This window comes from Allofrancisella inopinata, assembly GCF_012222965.1.
GTDB classification, from domain to species: Bacteria; Pseudomonadota; Gammaproteobacteria; order Francisellales; family Francisellaceae; genus Francisella; species Francisella inopinata.
Genome location: NZ_CP038241.1, coordinates 850,341 through 863,358, shown reverse-complemented (window position 1 = coordinate 863,358; position 13,018 = coordinate 850,341). Strand labels below are relative to the sequence as shown.

Here is a 13,018-nt window from a genome sequence, read left to right as displayed (position 1 = left end):
CCGGTAGTATGATTTTTAAAATAGCTCTCTATCTCTTATATGGTCTACCTTTTCAGGTATTGTATTCAGATCTAAAACTAGTTCTCCAAATCGCTTAATATGTTCAGTTAAGTATGGGCTTAAATAGCTTAAATCTTCTGCTGTATAGCTATATCCTTCTTGTTTTAATTCATAAAGTATATTCGACATATCTACAACATTCTGGAGAATAATAGAATTAGCTATTAGTTGATTATACTTTATAGATTTCTCCATTTCATCTGGATTATTTGTAGCAACAAGCTTTTTGCTTCCAAATCTTATCCAGTCAGATAATTTATTATATGATTCTGCTTTATTTGTAGTATCTGTAACTTTTTGTCTAAGCTCAATATCATTCATAAAATCTAACAAATAAATTGTTCTCAATACTTTTCCAAGCTCCTGAAAAGCCTTATATAGCTTGTTTTTATAGTTATATGAATTTAACTTGCTTAATATGAAAGAGGAAGATATTTTTCCATATTTAACAGATAAAACTACTTGCATTAAGTCTTTCCAATGGAGTTTTATTAAGTCCCAATTAATAGCTGAGTCACAGAATAAACTATCAATATTCTTATATGCAGAATCTTTTGTTTGACGATAAATCTTTAATTCTTTCCAATTTCTAATCCTTGGCATAAGTTGAATTCCAAATAAATATGCAAAAGCAAACACTGGTAACGACTGTCCTTGAGTGTCAGCATGTATAATTCTGGGCTGGACCTCAGAAGCGTTTTTCATTAGCCCATCTATTATGTGTATAGCTTCCCATACGCCACATTGAATAAATGTTGAAAATAATGCTATATAATTATCAGCTACATGATGATAGGCTATCCCTCCTTTCTTTCCGTAGCGAATATGATGTTCAGCTACCATATTATTATCATGAATTTCTTCTAAAGTTCCATCCGCTGCACAGCTTTCACCAGTTCCCCAAGCTTTTATTAAAGGAAATTCGTTAATAAAGTTTACCAGCCTAACTATTGATTTATTAAGAGATTTAACAGAAAAATGTTTTTGATTTACTCTTGATAAAATACGCGGAGAAATATTGCCTCTAATATGCTTTGCAGTTTGAGTTACTCCCAGCCCTGTACCTTGTGAAAGAGTTGTTAGGATGAATTTTTCAATTGGGCTGTCTAATTTAACATCATAACCTTGTGGTGAAGTACATTCTTGAGTCCATTCAACATAATATTCTGCATTTGATAGTAAATCTAATAAGTTATGCTCTGGCATTCGAGACTTTAGAATACTTTCCAGTTTTTCAGCACTTTCTAATATTGGCTTAGCATCATATTTTTTTAAAATAGGCCTGCCACTAGAATCAATAGTGAATGCGGGGTTATTTAAATAATCATTATCTACATTGCTAGCTTTTTCTATTAATTTTTTATTTAGATAGTCAAACATATCGTCAGGTGAGCTAGGTAAATCAAGGTGATTACAATAATCGTCTATATACTTTAGGCATTCATCCCAAGGTAATAACCCTGCTCTATAGTCACTATAGTTTCTAGCACCTTTAACATATACATCTCCTGAATTTAGACCTTTTACCAAAGCATCAAGAACACTAGTAATTAGCTCTTTTCGATTCATTTTATAACGACCATTTATTTTCTTAAGAATGCGATTTTTCCAAAATTCAACAGTAAATGATAAATCTATCTTTTGATCAAAATATTCACGAGTTGCTGTTCTATTTTTTTGAATAAATTTTATTGCGTCAGTTAAGGACTTGTTATTATTAGATGATTGAGGATCTATGGTATCTATAAGCGTGTGAAACATATTTTGTTGATTATTCAAAAGTACTTTTGATAGAAATACTCTTGATTCAGAACCACAAGTTAATATGACATCATTACATTTATTAGCTATATGTTCAGGACCTCCTGACTTGGAAATTAAATCTGTTATCCATTTAGCGTAAATATTTGGATTCTTAATATCTACACTACGTTCAACTATTGATTTTAAAAGAGAAGCTATATGGGAAGAATTATCTTTATTTTCATCAGCTTTCTTTTCTAACTCATCCTGAGCATGCTTATATCCTGTGGCTACTAGTTTACATAGCATATTTGCAATAGCATCTAATGAGTTAGATTTACTCAAATATACAAGGGATAGTATATATGTATATTGTTTTGCTATATTCATTTTTTTGATTTCATCAATAGTTAGAATTTTTGCTTCTTCAGCAAATTGTTCTATTTTAATTTGAGCAATTCCATCAAGGTAATCATTGGAGTTTCCTAATGAATCTAACCATTTTGAATGTTCTATAAATTTGTATACATTTTGTTTGGTTAGTTTCTGTGGCTGCGTTTTTAAGTTATTGAATAAGCTAAAATAAGAGTCTCCTTGGCATTTTAATAATTCTGTAATTTTATTTCTATTATCTAATTGAGCATTTACCCTATTAAAGACTTGCTGAAATATTTTATTGTTAACTAAATGTCTTGTATGTCTAACAAGTCTATTTAAACTGTAAAAACTTGGAAGCTCATAGTTGTTTTCTATCATGCTCTCAATAACTGCATTAATAATGTCAGGAATATTATTCATGCTATGTGATATTTCATAAGAAAGTTTAACTGCACTTTTTAATCCAAGGTTGATATGCCTACCATTATTTTCCAACTTCCCCCATCTTGTGATGTTCATATGCTTTCTAATAATTTCTCGATGGTTATAAAGTGCTTTAGAAAAATCACCTTTATATTTTTTGTAACCATATTTTTGGGTATAATGAAATTTAGAAGTTTTTCTTATGTAATTAATTATTTCATCAGGTACATTATCAAGGGGTATGAAATAACCTAAATTTTGAAAAGTTTTTAATTGAATTGCAAAGCTTAATCTATATTGATCACTACGAGCATGTTTTTTCATTAACCTTATCTCACTCGAGTTAAGTCTATAAAAATTATCGAGCTCTTGAGACTTAATTTTTCTTCTAGATGAATATCTTGGGTAAGCAGTTCTTTCTATGGTAGACATATTTTCTCCTATAGTGTAAATTAAACTAAAAGTAGTCAGGTTTATGTAACTTAAAATATGTTACGAGTTATTTAACATATTTTATGAAGTTTACAGATAAAACTGAGAGTGTTAAATAAACGGACGTTTGTGAAACAAAAATGTTGATAGGTTACGCAAGAGTTTCAAAAGTAGATGGATCTCAAAATTTAGATTTGCAAATTGATGCTTTAGTCAAAGCTAGAGTTGGCCAAGAAAATATTTATCATGATCATGCTTCTGGTAAAAATATTAAACGTCCATCTTTGGAAGCATGTTTAAAGGCTTTAAGAGAAAATGATATTTTAGTAGTTTGGAAGCTTGATCGCTTAGGAAGAAGCCTTCATGATTTAGTGAATTTAATTCAAAAGCTTTCTGATAAAAAAGTAGGGTTAAGAGTTCTTACTGGTAAAGGAGCAGATATTGATACATCAACTCCTGCAGGAAGAATGTTTTTTGGATTCTTTGCAGTGCTTGCAGAGTTTGAAAGAGATCTAATAGTTGAAAGAACAAAAGCTGGTCTTGAATCTGCTCGCTCAAGAGGTAAGAAAGGAGGCAGAAGGTTTTCCTTAACAAAGTCACAGATAAGACTTGCTCAAGCTGCAATGGGTAATAAAGAAACTATAGTAAGTGAGTTATGTGAAGAATTAGGAGTAACTAGACCAACTTTATATAGATATGTTAGCCCTAGTGGTGAATTAAGGGAACATGCTAAGCGTATCCTAAATATAAAAGATAGTATTTAGGAGTTGTGCGTGCTTACAAAATTTAATTATCATCAAAAAAATATAGAAGGTACAGATTTATTTTTATTAGATGTAAATGATAATAAGCATTTAGTAGATGAAAGCATCATTCCAGATAATCAATTATCAGATATACAAAAGTATAAGATAGAATTTGATCATCTTAAAAGATTAGTATCAAGAAGCTTTCTATATATATATCTAGAAAGTAAATATCAAATAAGTAATTATGAGCTTACTTATAATGAGTATAAAAAACCATATTTAAAATTCCATCAAAATATAAACTTTAGTATTTCCTACTCAAAAGAATATATTTTAATAGCAGTAAGTGATAAGTGTCAGGTTGGTACTGACATTGAATACATTGATAAGAGCATTAATCATAATGAACTTAAAGATGTAATTATGCACCCAGAGGAAATTAGTCATTATAACCAACTAAAAGAAGATCTTGACAAAATCAACTTTTTTTTTGAAGTATTTAACATCAAAGAATCAATAATAAAAGGTTTAGGGATTGGGTTATACTTCGATATTAAAAACATCAATATTTTAAACAATCATAAAACAAAATTGTTCCATAATATTTTTAAAATATTACAGGCTAACTTTAAAACATCACTTTATCTAAATAAATTAAACAAAAGTAGACACATATGATAAAAGCATCCCCATATACAAATTTATTTTGGAATGAATTCCAATTAGATCCAGATCGTAGCGACTATAATATTGTCTTTGATCAAAGAATTAGTGGATCTCTAGATATTGAAAACCTTAATTTGAGCTTACAAAAGCTAATATCTGAACATTTTATTTTAAATAGTCATTTAGTTCAAAAAGATGAAGATATTTTTTGGGAAGAAAATGAATTTATAAATGAATTAGAAATTTACGGCTATAGTGATATTGATAGAATAAAAGAATGGGTATCTAAACCTTTTAATATTGAAAAAGAGCCTTTATATCGTTTTGGATTATTTAAAGTATCAAAAAATGAATATGATTTAGTATTAGTGTTTCATCATGTTCTTATAGGTGGAAACTTATTTGATGAAGTAATTGATAAAATTTCAAAATATTACAATAGTAATAACTCAAAAAGTTTTTTTATAGAAGACCAAAAAAAAGAATATATAGATTATGTTTCTTCTTTACATGAGATAGTAACTGCCGTTGAGTCTAAAAATGAATGGGGAGAGCTATTAGGAAATTGTTTACCTAAAGTAAATTTCTCATCCAATAATAATCAGGGCCAAGAAGAGCTTATAGAAGAGTTTAGTTTTAATATTGAAAGTGAACGATTAAATCTAAAACTATTAAAAAGTATTAATTTAAGTCTTTTTAATGTGTTAATTACACTATATGGCTACATATTAAGTAGATATGTAAATCAAGAAGAAGAGTCTTCGATTGGAATCTCATACCCTGTTGGTATAAAGAATACAAAAGGTTTAATCTTTGGCACTCAGCTTAATACTTTAGTTTTTCCATATAAAAAAGTCAATGAGAAAAAAACTTTTAAAAATCTGTTTGAGGATACAAAGCTCTTTGTATCTAATGTTACAAACAATGATCTTATATATCTACCAACCTCAAAACTTATTTCAGATTCACCGGTTTCAAAACTAGATGTAAGTTTTATACAGACAAACTTTAAATCTAAGCACTTAAATTTAAGGGGATGTAGCTCACTACCGCAAAATAGATTTAATATCGATGTTGGAGGCTCAGATTTATCTTTACAGTATCAGCAATCCGATGATTTTATAGAGTTTAAATGTATATACAAAAATAATTGTTTTCACAAAGAGTTGATAGAACAGTTTTGCAATCATTATAAGAAATTAATAATTGATATATTTGATAAAGCTGATTTAATAATACAAGACTATAAATTATTGATGCATCAAGAGTATCAAACGATACTCTATGATTGGAATAAGACAGATAAAAATTATCCAAAAAATAAAACAATATATCAAATATTTGAAGAACAAGCTCAACAAAACCCAAACAATATAGCATTGGTCTTTGAAGAAGAAAGCTTAACTTATAAACAGTTAAACGAAAAAGCTAATCAATTAGCTAGATATATAAGAAAGCAGTATAAAGAAGTTACAAATCAAGAGTTACAAGCAGACACGCTGATACCTCTATGCTTAGAAAGAAGTATGGATATGGTTATAGGTATCTTAGGAGTAATAAAAGCAGGAGGTGCATATGTGCCAATGGATCCTGAGTATCCTAATGAGAGATTTAAACATATACTGAGTGATACAAATGCTAAGTTAGTTATTACGCAAAGTCATCTAGAGTATAGATTAAAAGATGTATCTGATATAAAAACAATATCGATAGATAATCAAGTATATATACAAGAAGATAAATCAAATTTAGACCTTCAAAGCAAAGCTACAGATCTTGCTTATGTGATATATACATCAGGTACTACAGGTATGCCTAAGGGTGTGATGGTTGAACATCTGAGTTTAGTAAATAGATGTTTATATATGTGTGATTTTAGTAGTATCAATATTAATGATGTTTACTTATTTAAAACAAATTACTTATTTGATGTATCTGTATCAGATATTTTCACTCATTTATTAGTAGGTGCAAAACTCTTAATGACCAAGAATGAATTTGATCTTAAAGAGTTAGAAAGAATTTTAAAAAAAGGAATAACGAGTATACACTGTGTTCCATCCCAGTTTGATTTACTAGAAAAAGCGATAGATAGCTGTGGTACTATTAAAAAAATCTATTTTAGTGGAGAAGCATTAGATTCATCTTGTATCAAGGCGTTACCTAAAGATCAAAAAATCAGAAAGATCAACTATTATGGTCCAACAGAGACAGGAGAGATAACTTCTAAAATAATCAATATAAAAAAAATAAGTTCAATAGGTAAGGTATTTCCTAATTCTAAAGCCTATGTTCTAGATAAGAATAATCAGTCAGTTCCATTTGGAGTTATAGGAGAGTTATATATAGGCGGAGCAGGATTGGCTCGTGGTTATTTAAACAGACCTGAGTTGACAGTAGAGAGGTTTGTAGATAATCCATTTGCTACTGAGTCAGATATAGCTAAAGGTTATACAAGGTTATATAAGACAGGAGATTTAGTTAGATGGTTGCCAGATGGTAATATTGAATATATAGGCCGAAATGATTTTCAGGTTAAGATCCGTGGGTATCGTATAGAGTTAGGAGAGATAGAGTCACAGCTATCTAAGCTTGATGGAATTAAGCAATCAGTAGTATTAGCTAAGGAGAAAGCTGAGACTAAGAGTCAATACTTGGTAGGTTATTATGTAGTTGATGAGTTAGGAATACTTAAGCAAAAAGATTTACTTGATCAGTTATCTGAAGTATTACCTGAATATATGGTGCCTAGTGTATTGGTGGAGTTAGATAGTATGCCACTTACTGTAAATGGTAAGTTGGATAGGAAGGCGTTACCGGATCCTGAGTTTGTTAATGAAGATAGTTATGTAGAACCAATTACAGAGTTAGAAGTTAGTTTATGCAATATTTATGCCGAGTTACTTGGATTAGAGAGAGTAGGTGTTACTGATGACTTCTTCAAGATTGGTGGTAATAGTATATTAGCTATTAAGTTAGCTAATAAAATCTCTAATAAAATGGGGGTAGATATTCATGTTGCCGAGATTCTAAAGTCTAAGAATATTCATAGTTTATCAAAATTAGTAGTTTTAAGAAATCATAGAATTAATATTACTAAATGTAATCAAGAAAATGCCCCCCTTTCTTTTGCACAAGATAGGCTTTGGTTTATAGATCAATATGAAGAGGGAGCTAAAGCATATTATATTCCTATTTTAGTTGCATTATTACCAAATATAAATATAAAATACTTAAAGAAGTCTATTATGAAAATAATAGACAGGCATGAAGTACTCAGAAGTATATTTAAGAAGGATAAATTTGGAAATAATTATCAAACAATATTAAATAAACCTTTTAAAATAAATGAATATAGATCTAGTGATATAGATTTAGAGAAGCAAGTTTTTCATGATATTAATACACCATTTGACTTACAAAATGATTTCCCTATTAGAGTTTGTATTTACTATTATAAAGAAGAGACTAGGTTACTAATCAATATACATCATATTGCTAGTGATGGATGGTCTTTTGACATTTTTTTTAATGAATTAAAGTCTCTTTATGAGTTTTATTCTAGTGATCTTAAAGAAACTAAACTTCCTGAACTAAAGATACAATATAAAGATTACGCATACTGGCAAAGAAACTATCTTAAGGGTAGTATTCTGGAGGAACAATTATATTTCTGGAAGGAAAAATTATTAAATTATGAAGAAACTTCTATTCCTGCTGACTATATAAGACCAAAAAATATAAATTATAAAGGTAATATAATCAATTTTGAAATAAATAAACAACTTTCAAATGATTTAAGACAACTAGCAAAAAGAAATAGCGTATCTCTTAACGCTGTAATGTTAGCGGGATTTTATATTTTACTATATCAACACAACACTAGCCAAAAGGATCTCGTTATAGGGATGCCTACTGCAAATAGGCATTTTGCACAGATACAAAATCTTATAGGTTTTTTTGTAAATACATTAGTGATTAGAGAAAAAATAAATATAGAAGATTTTATTCATATATTTATAAAAAAAGTTCAGTCTAGTTTATTAGATGCTCAAAAACATCAAGACCTTCCTTTTGAGAAATTAATTGATTTGCTTGATATTGATCAAGATCAGAGTAGAAATCCAATATTTCAAATATTATTTGTTGTACAAAGCTTTATATCTAATAAGATAAAAGATAATAGTGAACTTTTCTGCTCTACAAATAAAGCTAATGATTATTATAAAATTTCTCGATTTGATTTAGAATTTTTTATAGATGATAGTACAGATACTTTAACAGCTACTGTACACTATGCTACTAATTTATATAAAGAAGAAACTATTCAAAATATTATAAGACTATATAAGAGAGTATTAACAAATATAGTTAATACTACTGACACTAGAATAAAGGACATCAACCTACTTAATATTGAAGAGTATAAAACTATTGTTTATGATTGGAATGCTAAAATTAAATCCTACCCTAAAAATAAGACTATTTATCAGTTATTTAATGAACAAGTAGAAAAAAGCCCCAATAATATTGCATTAGTTTTTGAGAATCAAAAGTTAACATATAAAGAACTCAATGAAAAAAGTAATCAATTAGCTAGACATATAAGAAAAAAATATGAACAAATTACAGGAGAAAAGCTAAAGCCAAATACACTAATACCACTATGCTTAGAAAGAAATTTAGATATGATCATAGGTATATTAGCTGTTATGAAAGCAGGAGGAGCATATGTTCCTCTTGAGCCTGGATATCCAGATGAGAGATTTAAACATATATTATGTGATACAAAAGCTAAATTAATTATCACTCAAAATCATTTAGAGAAAAGACTTAAACAAATAATAAATATATTGCCGATATCTATTGATGAACAAAATAGTATATATGAATATGAAGAAAAAAATGATCTAAATCCACAGAGCAAGTCAGCGGATCTTGCATATATTATTTATACATCTGGAACTACTGGATTACCTAAAGGTGTAATGGTCGAGCATAGAAATGTTATTCCAATTATAAAATTTCTAGATCAAATATATGATATAAAGCAAGGCTCAAGATTTACACAGTTTACTTCATACGTATTTGATGTATCAATCGCCGAAATATTTGCTGCTTTAACACAGGGAGCTACTCTTTTTCTTCTTTCAGAAGAAGAAAAACGAGATACTAATTTATTATCGACTTATTTAATTGATAATAAAATCAACTATTGTTATTTGCCACCTGTAATATTATCTGAGCTTAAAAAAATAAATTATCCTAATCTTAAAGCTTTAATATATGCGGGAGAACCATTAGATAAAAGAACGGCGGCTTATTGGTCTCAAAACGTTTTATTATATAACTTATATGGACCTACTGAGACAAGTATATATGCATCATATAAGAAAATATCTGGTGATGAAGTAGAACAGATCGGACATGCGATTCCAAATGTAAACCTCTATGTTTTGAATGAACAGCTTAAACCTGTACCTGTTGGCTTATCTGGTGAGTTGTATATAGGAGGACCTAGTGTTGCTAGGGGATATTTAAATAATCCAAAACTTACAGAAGAAAAATTTATATACAAATCTCCTTGCTCAGAAGATGTATTGTATAAAACTGGTGATATTGTCAGATGGTTATCTAATGGTAGCTTAGAGTATTTTGGTAGAAATGATTCACAGGTTAAAATTCACGGATATAGAATAGAGTTAAAAGAAATTCAATCATATATCAACAAGTTAAATGGTATTAAACAATCTGTTATACTAGCACAGAAAAATAAAGAGACAAATACTAGTGAACTATCATGTTACTATCTAGTCAATGATAATTTTTATAATCAAGATTCTCTAGCCTTAAATACATGGGAAGAAGTATACGATGAAAATTATGATATAAACATAAACAATGGAAACTATATAGATGATTTTTCTGAATGGAAAAGCTATATAACTGGAGATATCATTCCTTTAAAACAAATGAGAGCATGGAGAAATACAACTATTTCGAGAGTTAAGTCTCTAAACTCCAAAAGAATTTTAGAAATTGGTGTTGGCTCAGGTTTATTGATGTATCCATTGCTTGAAGACGTTGAACAGTATGTTGGTATAGATATATCCAAAAACGTTATAGAAAGACATAAAAGAAACTTTTCAAAATTAAAGAAGACCACTTTTTATCATTTAACTGCAGATAAAATCAATGAAATCAATGAAAGTGAGTTTGATTGTATAATTATAAACTCTGTTATTCAGTACTTCCCTCATATTAAGTATTTTGAAGAAGTATTAGAAAAAGCTTTATCAAAATTAACAGATGAAGGTACTTTGTTTATAGGGGATGTAAGAGACTATAATTTACACAAAGATCTAATCAAGGAAAAGCTTCAATATAATAATAAGAAATATAATGAATTACTTTTATCTAGTATATCCTTGCAAGAATCTGAATTATTAGTAGCTCCCGAATATTTTATAAATCTTTTAGGCATTAAAAAAGATTTACAACTAGATATATTAGAGAAAGATTTTTCATATAACAATGAATTAAGTAATTACCGTTACGATGTACTCTTGACCAAACAGAAACAGAAAAGTAACGAAGTAAAAATATTTAAAACCGATTATGACAATATAAGTTCTATAAATTTTGAACGAAACATATACTTTGTAGATAAAATTCCTAGAAGAAATTTTATTGTTCATGAATCTAATAATATAATTTTTGAATATCAACACTATAGTGAATATGGTTCTGATTATATGTCTGCTATTATGTATCATAAAGATATGGGTATAGTACGCTTAAGTGACTGTATTCAACCTAATAACAAACAAACTAAAAATTTAAATAACATACCTTCATTAAGTAAGTTAAGGCCAAAAGATATAAAAAATTATTTATCTAAATTGGTTCCTGAATATATGGTACCAAATAATTTTATAGAATTAGAGTATATACCACTGACAACAAATGGAAAAATAAACTATAAAGCATTACCTAAAGTAGAAGTGATATCACAAGATGATGCATATATTGCTCCAAGCTCAGAATTAGAAAAACAATTATGTAATATATGGAAAGAAGCTCTGAACCATAAAAAAATAGGCACCCATGAAAATTTTTTTGAGGTTGGTGGAAATAGTATTTTAGCAATTAAATTAGTTAACTTAATAAATATAAAGCTAAGTACACAAATAAAAGTAAAAGACCTCTTTGATTACAATAATGTTCATGATTTAGCTTTATTAATATCAGGTATAGAAAAAGATTTTAAATATCGCGAATATACTATAAAACCTAATATAAATGATAAATATAATCCTTTTAGTTTGACTAACGTGCAACAGGCATACTTATATGGAAGATTATCAAATTTTGAAATGGGTAATGTATCAACGCATAGTTATTTTGAATTAATTTTTGAGAGTTTAGATGTAGCTAAACTTGAAAAAGTATTGAATATATTAATTTCTAGACATGATGCTCTAAGAACTGTATTTACCGATGATAGTCAAACTTTCATGTCAAATAAGCATAACTACAGTATTACTTATCATACAAATATTAATAAAATAAAATTAAAAGAGATACGTAATAGGCTTTCTCATAAGATATATGATGTAAGTAGATGGCCTTTATTTGATATTGAAGTTAGTTACCACGAAAGTAAATATATATTACACTTAAGCTTTGATATTTTAATAATGGATGGCTCGAGTTTTGCTATATTTTTTAGCGAGTTAGCAGAGCTTTATAATAGTGCAAATATTAATGAAGTAAAGTTACCTCAACTAGATGTCTCATTTAAAGATTATATTGAATCATTTGAAAAAGTAAGAAATAGTGAGTTATTTAAAGAGGCTAAAAGATACTGGGTAGATAAATTATCTAACTATAACTTTGATGCTCAACTACCAATGATTGTTAAACCGTCAGAAGTTAAAGAGCCTAAATTTACTAGATTAATAAAGGTTATAGATAAATCTATATGGAATAAATTAGAGCAGAAAGCTAATCGATATAGTGTCAGCCCTACTACAGTTGTACTTTATGCATATGGTCAGGTACTAACTAGATATAGTGGTACGAGTAAATTCTGTATTAATTTGACTCTATTTAATAGATTACCTTTACATGAGCAAGTAAATAATTTATTAGGAGACTTTACAGTACTTGAATTATTTAACTTTGATCAAAGTAAGTTGGATACTAATATTAGTCAAAGTCTTAAAACTAATCATGAAGAATTATGGAATGATATAGAGCATAACTTATTTGATGGCATCGATTTTCAGAGATTAATCCGTAAAGAGTTACATATAGGAGAAACACAATCGTTAGCTCCAATTGTATTAACAAGTGTACTAGGTGATAAAGATTTTGAGCTTAAGATGGATGGTTATATAGGTAGAGGTTATTCTATTACTCAAACATCTCAAGTTTATTTAGATAATAAGGCATATGAGACATCTGAGGGTTTTATAGCAGAGTGGGATTATGTTGAACAGTTATTTGATCCTGAAGTTATTTCATCTATGCACAAGTCTTATTGTGACTTAATAGAATAGTTA

Annotated in this window: 4 protein-coding genes; 3 read left to right on the top strand and 1 reads right to left on the bottom strand. The window is 28.4% G+C overall.

Annotated features, from left to right (window positions below; genetic code table 11):
• Positions 1-15 precede the first annotated feature (15 nt).
• Positions 16-3,036 (bottom strand): Tn3 family transposase, encoded by a 3,021-nt coding sequence (locus E4K63_RS03870; protein WP_133942471.1) that lies wholly within the window; start codon positions 3,034-3,036, stop codon positions 16-18.
• 140 nt (positions 3,037-3,176) lie between these two features.
• Here E4K63_RS03870 and E4K63_RS03865 point away from each other — a divergent pair, with 140 nt between their 5' ends.
• The 3 genes from E4K63_RS03865 to E4K63_RS03855 are packed head-to-tail and all read left to right on the top strand — an operon-like array spanning position 3,177 to position 13,015.
• Positions 3,177-3,800 carry a recombinase family protein gene (locus tag E4K63_RS03865; RefSeq protein WP_133942470.1) on the top strand — a complete coding sequence of 208 codons (624 nt, stop codon included), beginning with the start codon at positions 3,177-3,179 and terminating at the stop codon, positions 3,798-3,800.
• A gap of 9 nt (positions 3,801-3,809) precedes the next feature.
• Positions 3,810-4,463 (top strand): 4'-phosphopantetheinyl transferase family protein, encoded by a 654-nt coding sequence (locus E4K63_RS03860; RefSeq protein WP_166666920.1) that lies wholly within the window; start codon positions 3,810-3,812, stop codon positions 4,461-4,463.
• Entirely contained in the window at positions 4,460-13,015 is an 8,556-nt protein-coding gene (locus tag E4K63_RS03855) for a non-ribosomal peptide synthetase (RefSeq protein WP_133942468.1), read from the top strand. Before E4K63_RS03860 ends, E4K63_RS03855 begins: the two co-directional genes overlap by 4 nt.
• Positions 13,016-13,018: the final 3 nt, after the last annotated feature.